This is a genomic window from candidate division TA06 bacterium (genome assembly GCA_016208585.1).
Lineage (GTDB): Bacteria > Edwardsbacteria > AC1 > AC1 > EtOH8 > UBA5202.
In genome coordinates this window covers 1-17,559 of the sequence record JACQXR010000138.1, presented here as the reverse complement: position 1 = coordinate 17,559, position 17,559 = coordinate 1, and the positions used below count along the sequence as shown (strand labels likewise).

Below are 17,559 nucleotides of genomic sequence, written 5' to 3'. Positions count from 1 at the left end.
CTGTTTTATGAATCTGCAGGAAAAAGAAAATAAATTAAAAGGGGTCATTGCGCAATTTGACTCCGCCGTGATCGCCTTTTCCGGCGGAGTGGACAGCACCTTTCTGGCCAGAATATGCCGGGATATCCTGAAGGGGAAGGTCCTTCTGGTGACCGCCTCCTCGTCTACCTATCCCGCCCATGAACTGGAAGATGCCAGGAAACTGGCGGCCGGACTGGGCATGGAGCACCTCGTAATCGTGTCGGAAGAACTGGATATCCCGGGCTTTCGGCGGAACCCGCCCGACCGCTGCTACCATTGCAAGAGGGAACTTTTTCTGAAGATACGGCAGATAGCGGAAAAGGAGGGCTGTGAGGCGGTCTTTGACGGATCAAACGCCGATGACCAGAACGACTACCGCCCGGGCCGCCGGGCAATTGAAGAACAGGGGATTATCTCCCCGCTATGCCTATCCGGCCTTACCAAGCCCGAAATACGTGAACTGTCCAGAAGTTTAGGGCTAACCACTGCCGAAAAGCCGCCCTATGCTTGCCTGGCCTCGCGCTTTCCTTATGGGGAGGAAATAACTAGACAAAAGTTGGACCGGGTGGCGGAGGCCGAGAAAAGCATCAGGAATCTGGGCTTCACCCTTTTCAGGGTGCGAAGCCACGGCAACCTGGCCCGGCTGGAATTCTGTCCGGTGGAAATGGGCCGGGCCTGGGAAGCGCGGGAGTCGTTGCTTAAAATATGCCACGCCACGGGTTTTATATATGTTGCATTTGATATGTTAGGTTATCGAACCGGTGCTATGAATGAAGTTTTGCTAAGTGAGAAATAGGTATTATTCACACTTCGTCTCAAGGTAAATTTAAGGGCTTATTTTTTGCTTGGATTACCCCTAAAAAGTGGTAAAATGAGAGGTAAGGTGATAAAGGAGCAGCCATGTCATTCAAACGATCAAGCCAGGTGGGCCAGCAGATGAAGCGGGAACTGTCCGGGATCATCGTCGGCCAGCTGAAGGATCCCCGGCTGGGCTTTGTGACGGTCACTGATGTGGAACTGGCCGACGACCTGCGATTTGCCAAGGTGTTCATCAGCATCTACGGCGACCCGGCCAAACAAAAGGAGACCCTGAAGGGCCTGAAAAGCGCCAAGGGCTACATCCGGCGGGAACTGGGGCAGCGCCTGCGCCTACGCAACTGCCCGGATTTCGATTTCCGGATAGACGAGTCCATAGCCCAGGGAGACAAGATAGACCATCTGTTGAACCAGATAGCCCAGGAGAAGAAGCCCGATGGCGATCAATGACGTATCGGAAGCCCTGGTCAGGCATCGCCGCTTTCTTTTAACCAGTCACTACAACCCAGACGGCGACAACATCGCATCACAACTGGCCCTGGCCTCGATCCTTAAATCTCTCAACAAGCAGGTGGCGATCGTGAACCAGGACCCGGTGCCGGGCCGTTACCGCTTTTTGCCGGGCTGGGAATCCATCAAGAACGAGATAGTCCCCCAGAACGCCAGCTGCGCCGTGGTGCTGGACTGCGCCAACATCGACCGGATAGGAAAGGCGGCGGACATCATCACGCCGGCCACCATGGAGATCATCAACATTGACCATCACGTCTCCAACAATCTTTACGGGCATTTCCACTACGTCGATTCCGAAGCCTCGTCCACCTGCGAGCTGGTGTTTAGGCTGGCCCAGAAGTTAAGGGTCAAGCCCACCCCGGAACAGGCCCAGATCATTTTGACCGGGATGATGGCCGACACCGGGGGTTTCCGCTATTCCAGCACTTCGGCCGACACCCTGCGGGCGGCCGGACTTTTATCCGACTATGGCGCTAAAATAGGCGACGTGGCCGAGCAGTTGTATTACCAGCAGCCCCTGAATCAGCTGAAGATACTGGGCGAGTTGTTGAGCCGTCTTAAAACCGGGGCCAAAGGCCGGCTGGCCTACATGGCTTTGACCCAGGACCTGATCAAAAAATACCAGTTTGACCTGTCCGAAAGCGAGGAGTTCGTGAAATACGCCCTGGCGGTAAAGGGGGCCGAGGTAGCCATCCTGTTCAAGGAGCAGGGCAATGGCATCATCCGGGTCTCGTTCCGGGCCAAGGGCCGGGTGGACGTCAACCAGTTGGCAAGCAAGTTCGGCGGCGGGGGGCATGTCTCGGCGGCCGGAGCCCGGCTGAACACCAGGTTGGATGATGCGGTGCAGAAGGTGGTGCAGATGGCAGAGGCGGAACTTAACTGATTCAACGGATGGGACGCGGACTTCGGCTAACGCTCAGTCGAACGATTTACGCGAATTCAAACGGATATTATCACACAGGCACTAATGCAGTAATGCAAATTAATATTTCAAATCGTTAATAAAATCATGCTTTCAATTTATCAACTCATAGCACATAAAACAAAGAATTGGGTAGCTCAAGAGCTTTCCAATAACCAATCTGTTATTGGCGGCATATTGAAGCACATTGAAAACGAGAGTTACCTGCGTATACCGCAAAAAGAAGCCATTGAAGTATATCTATGGCTTAAATTTGTTGGTAATAACCAAAAGCTTTCCGATATTGTCAGGCAGGGATTGATTTATGATGAAGAAACAGCAAAGGGCTTGGATAACTATTATACTTTTGGCAACAACTATGTGACCCAATTTTTAAATCAATTTGCTTTGGAAAACGGTCTGGATAATTTTCAAAAGAAATTAGCAAATGACCCGCAAAGTGTAAAGTATGATTGGGACCAAGTACTGGAAGAACTTTTACATAATTATGAGTATCCCAATTATCTTTACAGCTTGCCAATGGGTGCCGGAAAAACGTATCTGATAGCTGCTTTTATATATTTAGATTTATTCTTTGCCCTCTTAAATAAAACCGACAAAAGATTTGCCCATAATTTTGTTGTTTTTGCACCACAAGCAGCAAAGACAGCCATTTTGCCATCTCTTCAAACTATTAAAAACTTTGAACCGGAATGGGTTTTGCCGGCAAATGAGGCAGAACGGTTAAAGATCATTGTACATTTTGAAATACTTGACAGTTTGGCCTCAAAGCGTAAAGATAAATTGCACGGCAATAATCCTAATCTTGAAAAGGTTAACGGGATAACACAAACCAAAGATTTTGGTTTGGTATTTATTACCAATGCCGAAAAGGTTGTGCTTGAAAAATATGAAGATAAAGACAAAATTATAACCGATCCAGCCAGCATTTTTTATGATCCAAAGAAAGCCGACGAGATTATAAAAATAAATGAATTACGCGAGAAGCTTTCGCATCTTCCGTTTTTGGGTGTTTTTCTTGACGAGGTTCACCACACTTATAAGGCCAGCGATAGCGATGAAAAAAAACTACGTAATGCGGTAAATATTTTAAACCAGCATAAAAAAGTTGTTTCAGCGATAGGCCTTTCAGGCACGCCATATGTTAAAAATCAAGTCATCCAAAAAGATCTGACTATCCGGCTTAATCAAATACAAGACATTGTTTATCACTATTCGTTGGCCGATGGTATCGGAAAATTCCTAAAAATACCAATAGTTAATGGCGTTAAAGAGGTAAAAGAAAAGGCTTTTATAAATGAGGCTCTTAACGAATTCTTTAAAAGCCATGACATTACCTATTACGATAAAACAAAAAGCAAAATTGCCTTTTACTGCCCGTCGATAAAAACCCTAAATGAAAACATTCTGCCGGTAGTACAGGAATGGTACCAAAAAAACAGGCCGGGCAAAGAAGAAGAAATATTCAGGTATTATTCGGAGGTAAAAAAGGAAGATAAAATATATAAACTGCCCAAAGAGAGCCTTGCCATCTTCAATAATCTTGATAAATCGTATTCTAAAAAGCGTGTCGTACTTTTAGTGGCGGTTGGCGCCGAAGGTTGGGACTGCCGAAGCTTGACGGCAGTAGCGCTACCCCGGCTTAAAACAACCAAAAATTTTGTTCTGCAAACCACCTGCCGGTGTTTGCGTGAGGTTAAAGACGCTTCCAAAGAAACAGCTTTGATTTTTCTTGAAGAAAACAACTATAACACCTTGGACCATGAGCTTAAAGAAAATTACAACCTGTCTATTGCTGATCTTAAATATAAACAAGAGCCGTTAATAAACGTAATAATTAAAAAGCCGAAACTTGGCAAGCTAAAATATTGCCAGGTGTACAAGAAGTTTGAAATTGTAAAAAAAGAACAAAAGGGAAATCCAAATGAACAGTTAAACAACTTTTCATTCAAGGGTATAATTGATAAATATAAATACCAAGCCACCACCACCACAGCCACCATCGGTCGTGGCGGATTGGTTTCAGAAAGTAACGCTTTATATAGCTCTGATGAGCAATGGCATTATGAATTTATTGATTTCATATATGATTTGACAAAGGCTTGTTATGGCAAATACCAGGAAAAAGAACTTATAAGCAGTTTTGAAAAAGAACTACAAGAGATTTACCGCCAAATAAAAGAAAACAAAGCATGGGTCATTAACCATCCGCATTTGGAAATATATGATATCATTAAGATAGTTGCCGGGTTTCTAATGGCCGAATATACTTATAAAATTGATGTAATTAAAGAAGACGCCGAGATCGAATTGTTAGAGTGGAACATAATTGACCCTGCAATATTTTATGGAAGCGGTAAATTTCTACCCAAAATAAAACTGGAGGACATAGATAAAATAAACAAGAGGCCGAACCGTATTGAGGAAGATATGGAAGATGCTGGTCTTGACTCGCAAGATATAAGTTTTAATTACATGCCTTACCGCCTGGATTCAGATTATGAAAGAAATGCCCTGCTGGAATTGCTTAAATTATCCGAACTAAAAGATCTGGAAGTTTATTATAACGGGTACAAAGATTTAAAACTGCAGAATTTCTGGATAAAGACAGATTTTGGGGAATATACACCTGACTTTCTTATTGTTAAGCGCAAGGAAGGTAAAAAATATAAAAGTAAAACAGAAAAGGGCGAAATAGATGAGGTTTTGATCATTGAAACAAAGGGAAGCACTTACTACAACGACGATTTTAAACGGAAAGAAAAATTCGTAAACGAGACATTTTTAGCCCATAACCCCAATTTTAAGTTTGCTTGTTTCGTGGATGAAGGGAAAAACGACTTTAAAAAACATCTGGCAAAAGTAAGAGAAATAATTAATAATTTATAAGGCAAACCCATGAAAAAGGTCATTAAATATAACATAGCTCCCGCAAAGGGCCAGGCAATATTGAATTTCAACGACCGCCGTTTTCCGGATACGGTAGAGCTGTTTGAAACCAACCTGGTTGAAGAAGTGCGCAGCAAAAAGCCAAAACAGCTCAATGCCGAATCAGATTTGAACCCGGATTTTAGAAATCTTTTAATTCATGGGGACTGCCTATCGGCCTGTGCTTATTTAAAGTCAAAGAATATAAAAGTGGATTTGGTTTACATTGACCCGCCATTTGCCAGCGGGGCAAATTACTCTAAAAAAATATTCTTACGTAATGGCGATGCAGAAAATATAAAAAATGACGATTCAAGTATTGGAGAAGAGATATTATACAGTGATATTTGGCAAAAAGAAGATTATTTAAATTGGCTTTACGAAAGGCTCCTTGCAATACGTGAAGTCATGTCGGCAAAATCTTGTATATACGTCCATTTAGATTGGCATATTGGTCATTATGTAAAAATATTAATGGATGAAATATTCGGCGAGGAAAATTTTATAAATGATATTATCTGGAGTTATAGAAGTGGAGGTGCCTCTAAAGAATCATCTTTGCCCCGCAAACACGATATTATATTTTTATATTCAAATAACAATAACAATGAAAAAGAAGTTGTCATAAATTCTATAATGGAGAGACAATATTTAGAAAAACCTTTTATGGGTTCCAAAGTCGATGAAAACGGGAATTACTATGTAGATACGTTATTAAGAGATGTAATGGAAGGTGTAATTTGTAGAGTTTTGGAAGATGGTAGCCTGAAAGAATACAATACTAGACCTGTATTGAATTTGTCAAAAGAAAGAGTAGAATATAATACGCAAAAACCAGAAGGTCTAATTGAATTGTTGGTTGATATTGCTACTACTAAGGGTATGATAGTTGCCGATTTGTTTAATGGTAGTGGTACAGCAGTTTCCGTTGCTGCAAGTATGGATAGGAAATATATTGGCTGCGATATAGGTATAAATTCAATACAGACAACACGTGATAGATTGGTTGAAGACAAAGCAGATTTTGATATTATAAAAGTAAATGACGGAGTTAAGTTATTTAGAAACCCAGCGCAGACAACAGCTAAATTATTCAGTTTAATTGATGGTTTTAAAACAAAAACAGAATTGCAGCTTGGCGAATTTTGGGATGGTGGCATTGTAGGTAAAAACGGGAGCTATGCTCCGGTTAAATTTATAGGTTTGCATGAAAGATTAACCAAAGAATTGTTGGATATAATATTGGAAGAAATCTATCAGTTGCAGGATTCAAGCAATGAAATAGAAGGCATAAAGATTATTTATGCGCATAAAGACCTTGAAATAGATCAGGAATATGTTGATAAGGAAATAAGACGTAAGAGAAAAACCGATTTAAAGGTTGAAGTGATTGATCTTAACACTATACTTGGGTCAAAGAGCGAGACATTGTTTACACCCGATAATGCTGATGTTGAAATGGTAAAAGATGGCGCAAAATACAGTGTTAAAATAAATAGCTATTTTAGTAGTTATTTGAAGAACAAGATTGACGATTATAATGCCAAACCAAAAAAGAACGATGATCTTATTGATGAAGAAAATGAAACCGGTGGGGGAAAGAAATTCACGCCTATCAAGCTAAGTAAAAACGGACTTGAGTTGATTGAATCCGTACAGTTTGATACTACCTTGAGGGAAGATGGCGTTTGGATAAGCAATCTTGACTTGGAAGACAAGGCTGGCATAAAAGAAAAAATTAAGGCTAAATATGTTCTTAATACCAATAAGTTCAAAATGAAAATACGAAATATAGCCGGTGACGAGATTATAATTGATAGTACTGCGGTAAAATAATTTTGTGTTCTTTGTGCTTTTTGTGGTTAAATAAAAAGGAACAAACATGAAAACCTGGGGAATAATCTACAACCGCCAGCGGCCCGGGGCCGAGAACGTGATCCGGGAACTTTCGGCCTGGCTTAAGGACCACGGCATCGCGCCCATCATCGAGCAGGGCATCAAGCTGGAAGGCTGCCAGTGCGCGGCCGACAGCGAAGTGGCCGCTAACTGCGAGCTGCTTTTGGCCCTGGGCGGCGACGGCACCATCTTGCGCTCGGTCCATTTGATGGGGCAGCGGCAAAAGCCGATCCTGGGGATCAACCTGGGCTCGCTGGGCTTTTTGACCGAGACCTCGCAGGACCAGATGTGGCAGAGCCTGGAGCAGGTGGCCCGGGGCCAGTACCAGACGGAAGAGAGGGCCATGATCAAGGGCCGGACCGATGGCAAAGACTTTTACGCCCTGAACGATTTTGACATCCGGGTCCCCACCCGGTTAGTGGAACTGTCGGTCTCGGTAGGTGGCGAGTTCCTGAGCCGCTATTACGCCGACGGGATGCTGATCTCCACCCCCACCGGGTCCACCGCCTATTCGCTTTCGGCCGGCGGGCCTATCGTGGAACCCACCATGGAGGTGATGGTGATCACGCCCATCTGCCCCCACACCCTCTCCATCCGTCCGATGATCGTGCCCATGGACAAGACGGTGGAGGTGACGGTGCACGGCAAACGGGAGGAGGCCATCATGGTGGTGGACGGCCAGCAGCGCCATTCCTTCAAGGACGGCCAGCAGGTGGTCTTTGAGAAGGCGGGGATCAAAGCCAAATTAGTAAAGACCCAGAAGTCTTCGTTCTACAACATCCTCCGCACCAAGCTGAAATGGGGGGCAAGAGGCGAGGACGGGAAATGATAGGGAATTGTTAACGGGGAACAGATAATAGGGAAACGATCATAAGGAGAGAGGCCATGAAAAAAGCGTCATCATATATTTTCTTGATGGCAACGGTGTTTCAGTTGCTGTCGTTAAGCTGCGGCAAGAAGGCCACTCCGGTAGCCCCTCCGCCCGAAGGCGACCTGACCCCGCCGGTTGTAAACAGCAGTTATCCGGCAGGCGACACCTCCGGAGCTTTTGTCCGAAATCATGCAATTACCATGACCTTCAGCGAAGCCATGCAGCAGTCCTCGGTGCAAAGCGCTTTTTCGGCCAGCAATGTCTCCGGAAGCTTTTATTGGATAGGCAATACTTTTACTTTCGTCCCGGACACGGCCTTTGCCCCCAACGATACGGTTTTTGTATCCATCACCGGCAATGCGCTGGACTTGGCCGACAACGGGCTTTCGCCGGTCTTTAACAAATGGTACCTAACCTCGGATTGGCTGGACACCACGGCCCCCACGGTTTGGGCCCACCGGCCCCTGCCGGATTCCGAAAACATCTCCATCGGCACGGACGTAATGGCCTACGCTTCCGAAACCTTGTCCGAATGGTCTACCAAAGCCCTGACCCTGACCGACTCCGCTGGAGTCAAGGTTACCGGCAACACAATCCTGGGTTGGAATGCTTCAACCCTGCAGTATATGCCCAGCTATAATCTTAAATACAATACCCGCTATATTGTGACCATAGACACCAGCCTGCGCGATCTGTGTTGGAATCAGCTGGCTGTCAATTACAGCTGGTCCTTTAGAACAGAGAAGGACACGGTCAAGCCCACAGTAGTCTCCGTTTCCCCGGCGGCAGGCGACACCGGCATCACGGTCAACACAAGCATCACAGTCTGCTTTTCCGAGCCCATGGACAAGGCCTCGGCCCAGGCCGCGCTGTCATTAGTCCCGGCAGTTGCTTTCTCGGGCTACAGTTGGCAGGGCGACACCCTGATGACCGCGGCCCTGGCCGAAACCCTTTCCTTTAAAAAACAATACCGGATAAATGTCGACACCACGGCTCGGGATGCCGCCGGCAACCGGTTGGCAGCGGTTCATTCCAGTACCTTCACCACCCTGCGGGGCCTGCTAGTGCTGTGCAACACAGCCGACCAGATCCAGATGTACCAGCAGACCGACCTAAAGGACGAAGGATACCTGGGGTCATATTCATCGCCCCGCCAGATCCGAATATCGGCCGACGACAGCATGGCCTATGTTCTGACCCAGAACGGGGTGGAGTTCATCCAGCTGAAGAACCGCAACAACCATTTGGGCACAGTCAACCTGCGACAGACCTGCTACGGGCTGGCCCTTTCTTTTGATGGGACGAAACTGGCGGTAAGCGACACGCTGAACAAATGGCTGTATATAATCAATACCGCCACCATGCTGAAAGAGGATTCGGTCCAGACCATAGCCAACTTCCCCAAGGGAGTCTGCTTCAACCAAAGCGGCAGCAAGGCGGCGGTGATTTGCTGGGGCGGGGTGGAGATATACAATACAGCCAGCCTTCACAATCCGCCCACAGCTGTCGGCCTTACCGCCCTGCCAAACGGCGGCGAGGAGCTGATCAACAGCACCGGGGACGTGGCATATGCTGCATCCGGCAAGGGCTTTGCCATCATCAACCTCTCAACGGCCACGGTAACTTATCAATCCCCGGACATTTCCACCCATCCCTTCGGCCTGGCGGTCTCTCCGGACGGTGCCCACTTGGCACTGGCTTGCTATGACGAGAATGCGGTCAAGATTTACACCACCACAGGCGCGTATGTCGCCACTGTCGCTGTGGGCACCCAGCCCAAGGGTCTGTGCTACAGCCCGGACGGAAAATGGCTCTATGTCTCCAACTCCGGCAGCAGCAACGTCTCGGTCATTAGCCGCAGCGGGAACACTTACACCCTGTCAAGCGCCGTGACCGTAAGCTCCGGGCCCTGGGGGCTGGCCGTGACCCCGTGATGTCCTGGCGTAGTTAAAAAATGAAGAGTAGTTATATTTGTCTTTGTGGTAAAAAAATGCTCACCAAACTTACCGTAAAAGATTACGCCCTGATAGAATCGCTGGAAGTGGATTTTACGCCCGGCCTCAATATTTTAACCGGAGAGACCGGCGCGGGAAAGTCCATCCTGATAGGTGCTTTGGGCCTGGCCCTGGGCGAGCGGGCCGATTCCGACAGCGTCCGGGGCGGAGCCAAGGCGGCAACGGTGGAGGCCGAGTTCAACGTCCAGGCCTGCCGCCAGGCGGCGGAGGTGCTCAGGGAATTAGAAGTTGAAACAGAAACCGCCCCGCTGATCCTGCGGCGCGAAGTGAACGCCGCCGGCAAGAGCCGGGCCTTCGCCAACGACAGTCCGGTGAACCTTAACGGCCTGAAACGCCTGGGCGACGCCTTGCTGGACATGCACGGCCAGCACCAGCACCAATCCTTGCTTTATGAAGAGCGGCATCTGGATTACTTAGACGCCTTCGGCCATCTGGAACCCGTGCGGGAGCAAGTTTCGCAGCTGTTTTCAGAATACCATAAGATCAAAAAGCAACTGAACGATCTGGTCCACCAGGAACAGCTGACCCGGGAGAAGATAGACCTGTACCAGTTCCAGCTAAAGGAGATCGAGGCCGCCGGCCTGCAGGCCGGACAGGAAGAGGAGTTGGAAAAAGAAAAGTTTATTTTAGAGAACACCGAAAAACTTTTCGCCTCGGCCAATCAGGCTTACGAACTTTTATACGAGGGCGAGGGCTCCATCATCGAGCGGCTGGGGACGCTGGAGAACCTGTTCTCGGATCTGTCCGCCATAGACGAGCGCCAGAACGAAAGCCGGGAAGCCGCCCGGAGCGCTCTGGCCCAGCTGGAGGAGACCGCCCGGGCCTTAAGGCAATACCGGGACCGCCTGCAATTTGACCCCGAGAGACTGGAGGTGATCCGCGACCGGCTGGACCTGATCAAGACCCTCAAGAAAAAATACGGCCAGAAACGGGGCACCATCGAGGCGGTGCTGGAACACGCCCAGAGTATCAAACTGGAATTAGACGGCGTGGAACACGGCGAGGAAATCATTGCCAAGTTAAAGGCAGAAATGGAAAACGAACGGATGGAGCTTGAGAAGTATGCTCTAGCGCTCTCTTCCAAACGGACCGAGGCCGCCAAAAAACTTTCTAAGGAAGTGATCGGGCAGTTGAAGGACTTAGGCATGGATAAGGCCGTGTTCAAAGTGCAGTCCCTGCAAACCGAGGACGCCTTAGGCTTGGCCGAGGTCAAGGGCAAGAGAGTAATGACCGAGGCTTGGGGAATAGACCAGGTGAGTTTCCTGATCTCGCCCAACCCCGGCGAGGATCTAAAAGCCTTGGCCAGGATCGCCTCGGGCGGCGAGATCTCGCGGGTGATGCTGGCTATCAAGACCATACTGGCCGAGGCGGACGCGGTGCCGGTGCTGGTGTTCGACGAGATAGACGCCGGGATCGGCGGCCGGGTGGCCGAGGCGGTGGGCAGGAAACTTAAAGAGATCGGCAGAAAGCGCCAGGTGTTGTGCATCACCCATCTGCCGCAGATCGCGGCTTTGGGAGATTCCCATTACGTGGTCAGCAAGCAGGAGAACAAAGGCCGAACCATCACCAACGTGGAGCAGTTAGATCAGAAGCAGAGAGTGGACGAGTTGGCCCGGATGCTGGGCGGGAGCAGGGTGACGGAGACGGTTGTCAAACATGCCCGGGAGATGATAGGCGAAAAGAATTAGCTGCTTTTTAACTTGCAATTCTCTGGTGGTCTCTGCCGCAGGGTGGTTGATTTTAGCACAAAACAACTTGATTTTAGACTTAATTTTAGGTTATCATTATAACCAATAACTAGTGTTTGTTAATAAATTGGTACTATGTCATTCCCGTGAAAACGGGAATCCAGTAATTTCAATGAGTTCTGGATTCCTGCCTTCGCAGGGATTACCAGAAAACGGAGTTTATTAACGGACTCTAACTATAGTTTTGCACTTTTTATAGAGGACATTTTTACTTAGGCAACCATTTTAAAGGCCTTTTGAAGCGTTTGAATATTAATCCTCTTGATGGTTTTAGGGGGAAGAGGCGCAATAATCGTCTTAGGGATGGCCTTGGCTTTCAAGTGTTAGATCATATCATTAGAGTTGTTGCTATATAACCTGAATTCCGTAGCATAAATATACACTACAGTCCCTTGAGGAGCTGAGGCGATACAGCTTTAAGGATGCGTTCTTGTCGTTTTGTTAATGTGACAATGCGGGCTAAGGTAAAACCTTTTGACTGATCACGCAGATACACTTGTGCATAGCAGCCAATTCCTTTAATGCTTCGGTAGGCGAAATACCTGTTTTCTTCAGTTTGAATTTCAGCAAGGACAACAATAAATATGACAGGTAGCAAATGAATATATGAGCGATGACCCGGTTATAGAGCCAATAACGTACCGGCTGAACCCTGACCACGCCCTTTAAGTTTTGGAATGCTTTTTCATTTTATACCGGGTTTTTTTCTTGGTTTTAGAGATGATTCCTTTTCGGTTGTTACGTGATGTTTTCACCTTCTGGCTCCTTTCAGTTCTTTAATCTTGGCGAGATTATACCAAATTACCCCTTATTCATGCAACAAAGCCTATTGATGTTATGAAATAATGAAAAAGATAAGTCTTCTATATTTTATCCTTTCCATATCCAGTATTATTGGGGCCTTTGAATTTTCTGGAACCGAGAGGGTCTATCTTTGGAACGCCCAGCCCGGCCAGGCCCTGAGTTATAAGAATATCCTTGACCTTCGCCTGGCCGGCAGCCTGAAAAGCGGCTGGGAGATGGAATCCGGGGCTCGCCTGCTTTTTGACCAGGAATCCTGGCAGGATACGTCCATCTATAACGGCCTTTCCAAAAAATATTTGACCGTTAAAAATGAAGTGGTAAATTTCACCGCCGGCAATTTTTACGGCACCCTGGGCCGGGGACTTTCATTAAGCTGCGTGGCCGATGAAAAGGTTAAAATCGACCGGGACATTGAAGGCGCTCAGATGAAGGCCGTTTGGGGAGATTGGCTGGAAGCAAAGATCCTGGCCGGAAGGATCAGGGAAAACCTTAACTGGATAGACAGCGCCAAGACCTATGCCGGAACCGAAATAAAACTGACGCCGTTTAATTCCCTGGCCCTGGGCGGAATCTATCTCCGGGCCAACGCCGGCAAGAAGGTCAGCGATCCCTCATTTGCAAAGGCGGCGGAAGAATGCTACGGAGGGCATCTGGCCTTGGCCTATGCTCCGGCGGATTTATACGCCGAATACCTGGCCCGCCGCACCTATGGGACATACGATGCCACCTGGGGCTGGATTGGGGTTGACGATGTGAACGGGCAGGCCCTGTATGCCGCCGGGTCAATCAGCTTTTCCGGCCTGGCCCTGGCCTGGGATGTTAAGAATTACCGGGATTTTGACAACCGGCTCAATGCGCCGCCGGCCTGCAACCGCGAGGGCCGGCTGCTGAACGACGGATATGACGAACAGGGCGGGCAGGTGGACATCACAGCCGCTCCCTGGGACCGGCTGGAAATATCGGCCAATTGTTCCCAGGCCCGGTCTGCCCGTCTCAGTCAAAAATGGCGGGACGCTTATTTTGAAGGCCGGTGGAAAGTTTTGGCTAACCTGGATCTTTTACTGGAACTGGCAGACCGGCGCGAGGAAAACCTTCAGCCCGACCTCAAACAAAAATACTATCAGGGAGGGAGGGCCGGAGGCGCTTGGCGCTATGGCGGCAACAGGTCTATAGCATTCAAAGCCGGGGCCGATCTTTACGATAATTATTATTTTTTCAGCGGCCTGAAATATACGGAGTATTCCCTGGATCTCAGCTGGAATACCGGCCGGGATATCTTGATCTACGGATCCGGCAGTATAGCCGGCCAAAAAGTTCCCGAGTATCAGGACCAAAACAGATGGGGCGAAGCGGGCATCTCATTTCAATGGGCCCAGGGACGGCAAAAGCTGACGGCCTCGGCCGGACAAAGCAAGGGAGGGCTGGTTTGCTCCGGCGGCTTCTGCCGGTATGAACCGTCTTTCCGGGGAATGAAGGCCGCCTACCAGTTGAGTTTTTAGCGGCCTTTTTGTAACCATTCAGAGCCACTAAGGCATGCCGATTAACGATTTACGATTAACAATTAACGAAAGTAGTGGCTGAATAGTTACCAGTTACCTCTTTTCAATAAAACAACAGGAGCTTGATGGAAAATCTTTATGCCGTAGTTTTAGCCGGCGGGCGGGGAGAAAGGTTCTGGCCCAAAAGCCGCAGCAACATGCCCAAGCAGTTACTGACCCTGACCGGCCAAAGCTCAATGCTAGCCGAGACCCTGAACCGGGTGGGGTCATTGGCACCGGTGGAGAGGCAGTGGGTGGTAACCGGCGAGGACCTGGTGAAATCGATAGAAAAGATCGGCATCGTCGGCCCCAGGCTGATCGGCGAGCCGGCCGGAAAGAACACCGCTCCGGCCATTGCCGTGGCCGCCGCCGAGATCGCCCGGGAAGACCCCGAGGCGGTGATGATGGTGCTGCCTTCCGACCATTTCATCAATGACGTGCCCAGGTTCCGGCAGACTTTGGAGCAGGGCGCGGTGCTGGCCCGGCGGGGATATCTGGCGACCATCGGCATCGCCCCGGACCGCCCCGAGACCGGCTACGGATACATCGAACGGGGCGAGATGCTTCCCAACTGTGAAATCCCCTGCTTCGCGGTCAAAAGCTTCAGGGAAAAGCCGAACCAGATCACGGCCGCCAAATTCGTCAAAAGCGGATATTTCTACTGGAACGGCGGGATCTACGTCTGGAAAACCAAAACAATTTTAGAGCAGATAAAAAAACATCTGCCGCAGCTCCACCGAAAACTGGAGGTCTGGCAGAAAGCCGGGGGCTTGAGCGCCGGCCCGGAAAAGTTCGCCAAATTTTACCGGGAGGTGGAAAAAATATCCATCGACTACGGGGTGATGGAAAAAGCGGAAAAAGTTGCGGTGATCAAAGGCGATTTCGGCTGGGACGATCTGGGTTCCTGGGAGGCGGTGGAGCGTTTTTATCCCCGGGACCGGCGCCAGAATGTTTTGGTGGGCAACTGCCTGGCCATAGAGTCCCAGAACAACCTGGTCTACAGCGACGACGGGATGGTGGCGGCGCTGGGGCTTAAGGACATAATCATCGTCCAGTCCCAGGGCGCGGTGCTGGTCTGCCACCGCTCCAAAGTGCAGGAGGTGCGCAAGGTGATTGAGGAATTGAGCAAACAGGCCAACGGAAAGAAGTTCATTTAGGCATTCTTTTTTGTTTGCGCTTTTTTGTTAAACCACTTGATAACCCCGCCACCGGCGGGGTAACCTAGGATTAGGTACCACCCCGATACCTCAGGGTGGGGCTCCATATACATTATGGCGGGTTTAAACCAACATTTCCTTTACAAAACCATATTTCACCGGAACAATTTGGTATTTCACCGGAACAATTCTATATTTCATCGAGACAATTTGGTATTTCACCAGTGCAATTCCATATTTTACTGGAACAAAAGCATATTTTACCGGAACAATCGGATATTTTACCAGTGCAATCAGGTATTTCACCGGAACAATTCTATATTTCACCGAGACAATTTGGTATTTCACCAGTGCAAACGGGTATTTTACCGGAACAAATAGGCATTTCACCCGCAAGCAAACGTATTTCACCGGCAAGCAGACATATTTCACCCGTAAGCAGACATATTTCACCGAGAAGGAAGGACATTTTAACTGGAAGGAAGCGCCGCCATTCCAACCGCCCGCCGAAAGGTTTTGGGCGGTTTTTTTATCCGCCTTCGCCCCGCCAACGGCGGGGCTACAGCGCAGGCACTCCGCCTTCGTTACCACTTCGGCGGACAAGTCGGCGGACCACCGCTACAACCCCGACGGGTCGGGGTAAACCGGGGCAAGCAAGCCCAAGTATTTTACTCGCCAACGCTTAATTCCCTTGACCCGGAGCTTTTATATTTCGTATAATAAACCGTCATGCGGTATAACCTGCCTTTAATAAGGTAGATATTTTGAACAAAACCCCCAACCACCAAAAATTACCATGAATATTTTACGAGATAAATTCCTGATTGTATTATTGGCCGCACTTATTGTTATCACCATCGGCCTGTTGTTATTCAAACCGTCTTACGTTAAGATTGTTCACACAGGCCCGAAAGTGAATATTGCTATCCAAAAAGTTGACAGCCCGCCGAAAGCAATTACAGAATTACCATCAAAAGGCCCGTTACGTGTTTCCCGTGTCATTGACGGCGATACATTTACTCTTGAAAATTTGAACCCGATAATTTAAAAGACGCTTATGGCAGGCTGTTGGCCTATGTCTATATTAATGGCGTATTTGTGAATAAGGAAATGATACGCAGAGGATACGCTTACGCTTATACACGGTTTCCGTTCAAGTACCAGCAAGATTTTCTTGCAGCCGAGAAAGAAGCAATTGACAAACAATATGGTTTATGGAATTTGTCTTTACGCGATGGCCGCATAACCAATATTATCAAGCATTACGAAAATATGAATTTTGAAGGTCGTAAGAGATTTGATGTATTGATGGACTCCTTGGTAAATTTATATAAACTTGAAAGCAAGGTGAATTAACAATGGAAAAGGAATCAAAGGATTTTATCCGTTTCATTGTCAGAGTGCTTGTAGTAACTGCCTCATTGATACTTGTTTTGTTTCTATTTAAAACTTGGTTCTTCCCTTCAAAACAAGTTATTTCTACGCTGTCCCCTAATACACCACCAGCACCATCTAATCAGCAAAGCGCAGTTAGGCCCAACGAATCAGCCCCCGAAAAATCAGGTAATGTCATATCGTGGGAAGATGCAGGCAGTCATATTGGCGAATACGCCACAGTAGCGGGCACTATTGTAGCAGCCCACAATTCAGGCAAAGCATGTTTTCTAAACTTTCACCCTAACTATCGTATTTATTTTACGGCTGTTATTTTTGCATCTTCATTCAACCGCTTTCCATCAAGCCCCGAACGTTATTACTTGAACAAGAGAGTTCAAGTAACCGGACGTATTAAGGAATACAAGGGTAAGCCGGAAATAATATTAAATGATCCTAGTCAAATTAGTATCCAATAAATATGGGGGATAACATGAAAAAGTATTTCAAACAATATGATGTACATGACTTTCGGCTAATATAAAATATGTTGCAATTAGAAGAGACTCTTATGGTATACTTATCCCGCCTGCGAAATATAGGCAACTAGTATGAGCGTGCCTGAGGTATTCCCTGGAGCCCAAAGAGATATCTTTACTTGTGCAAAAGATCGCCAGCTCGAACTTGTCTGTGGTCGACTACCTGCGAAAACACGAGGTCTCTTTCAGTCGGCCTCAGTATTTCCGCAAATAAGCTTTGGGTCAGCATAAACGAGCGAAAAGGCATGTGGTGAGCCTGTCGAACCATGCCAGACCAGGAACGCGAGTGAAGCGTATCCACAGCGATACGGTGAATGATCGTGACGTAGTATGGCGGTTTTGCAGCCGTTTATGCCCAAATTGTTATTCATTAGAGGATAAGCTCTTATTGTAGCCTGAGGTAATAATAATGGCCGG

Annotated in this window: 14 protein-coding genes; 13 read left to right on the top strand and 1 reads right to left on the bottom strand. The window is 47.9% G+C overall.

Going from position 1 to position 17,559, the window contains the following annotated elements; genetic code table 11:
• Positions 1-7 precede the first annotated feature (7 nt).
• The 10 genes from larE to HY768_10190 all read left to right on the top strand — a co-directional run bounded on the left by larE (position 8) and on the right by HY768_10190 (position 15,229).
• Positions 8-817, top strand: a complete 810-nt coding sequence (gene larE / locus HY768_10235) for an ATP-dependent sacrificial sulfur transferase LarE (GenBank protein ID MBI4727574.1) — start codon at positions 8-10, stop codon at positions 815-817.
• Positions 818-921: 104 nt separating this feature from the next.
• A complete protein-coding gene (gene rbfA, locus HY768_10230; protein ID MBI4727573.1) occupies positions 922-1,287 on the top strand; it encodes a 30S ribosome-binding factor RbfA in 366 nt (121 codons plus the stop codon).
• A complete protein-coding gene (locus HY768_10225) occupies positions 1,274-2,233 on the top strand; it encodes a bifunctional oligoribonuclease/PAP phosphatase NrnA (GenBank protein ID MBI4727572.1) in 960 nt (319 codons plus the stop codon). The genes rbfA and HY768_10225 overlap by 14 nt, the downstream gene beginning before the upstream one ends.
• A gap of 126 nt (positions 2,234-2,359) precedes the next feature.
• Positions 2,360-5,161 (top strand): DEAD/DEAH box helicase family protein, encoded by a 2,802-nt coding sequence (locus tag HY768_10220; GenBank protein ID MBI4727571.1) that lies wholly within the window; start codon positions 2,360-2,362, stop codon positions 5,159-5,161.
• A gap of 9 nt (positions 5,162-5,170) precedes the next feature.
• Positions 5,171-7,036 carry a site-specific DNA-methyltransferase gene (locus HY768_10215; protein ID MBI4727570.1) on the top strand — a complete coding sequence of 622 codons (1,866 nt, stop codon included), beginning with the start codon at positions 5,171-5,173 and terminating at the stop codon, positions 7,034-7,036.
• Between the two features lie 46 nt (positions 7,037-7,082).
• Positions 7,083-7,925 carry an NAD(+)/NADH kinase gene (locus HY768_10210; GenBank protein MBI4727569.1) on the top strand — a complete coding sequence of 281 codons (843 nt, stop codon included), beginning with the start codon at positions 7,083-7,085 and terminating at the stop codon, positions 7,923-7,925.
• Between the two features lie 56 nt (positions 7,926-7,981).
• On the top strand, positions 7,982-9,901 hold the full coding sequence (locus HY768_10205) for an Ig-like domain-containing protein (GenBank protein ID MBI4727568.1): 1,920 nt from the start codon (positions 7,982-7,984) through the stop codon (positions 9,899-9,901).
• Positions 9,902-9,957: 56 nt separating this feature from the next.
• On the top strand, positions 9,958-11,670 hold the full coding sequence (gene recN, locus HY768_10200; GenBank protein ID MBI4727567.1) for a DNA repair protein RecN: 1,713 nt from the start codon (positions 9,958-9,960) through the stop codon (positions 11,668-11,670).
• A gap of 905 nt (positions 11,671-12,575) precedes the next feature.
• Complete coding sequence (locus HY768_10195) at positions 12,576-14,033, top strand: hypothetical protein (protein MBI4727566.1); 1,458 nt, start codon at positions 12,576-12,578, stop codon at positions 14,031-14,033.
• Between the two features lie 125 nt (positions 14,034-14,158).
• On the top strand, positions 14,159-15,229 hold the full coding sequence (locus tag HY768_10190) for a mannose-1-phosphate guanylyltransferase (GenBank protein ID MBI4727565.1): 1,071 nt from the start codon (positions 14,159-14,161) through the stop codon (positions 15,227-15,229).
• A 123-nt stretch (positions 15,230-15,352) separates the two neighbouring features.
• On the opposite strand, the gene HY768_10185 is transcribed toward HY768_10190, so the two are convergent.
• Positions 15,353-15,832: a hypothetical protein gene (locus HY768_10185; protein ID MBI4727564.1), complete on the bottom strand. Its 480-nt coding sequence runs from the start codon at positions 15,830-15,832 to the stop codon at positions 15,353-15,355.
• 193 nt (positions 15,833-16,025) lie between these two features.
• Between HY768_10185 and HY768_10180 the strand changes: the two genes are divergently transcribed.
• Genes HY768_10180 through HY768_10170 form a run of 3 tightly spaced genes read left to right on the top strand, consistent with a single transcriptional unit; the run spans position 16,026 to position 17,082 of the window.
• A complete protein-coding gene (locus tag HY768_10180; protein MBI4727563.1) occupies positions 16,026-16,277 on the top strand; it encodes a hypothetical protein in 252 nt (83 codons plus the stop codon).
• Between the two features lie 20 nt (positions 16,278-16,297).
• Positions 16,298-16,585 carry a thermonuclease family protein gene (locus HY768_10175; protein MBI4727562.1) on the top strand — a complete coding sequence of 96 codons (288 nt, stop codon included), beginning with the start codon at positions 16,298-16,300 and terminating at the stop codon, positions 16,583-16,585.
• A gap of 2 nt (positions 16,586-16,587) precedes the next feature.
• On the top strand, positions 16,588-17,082 hold the full coding sequence (locus HY768_10170; GenBank protein MBI4727561.1) for a hypothetical protein: 495 nt from the start codon (positions 16,588-16,590) through the stop codon (positions 17,080-17,082).
• Positions 17,083-17,559 lie beyond the last annotated feature (477 nt).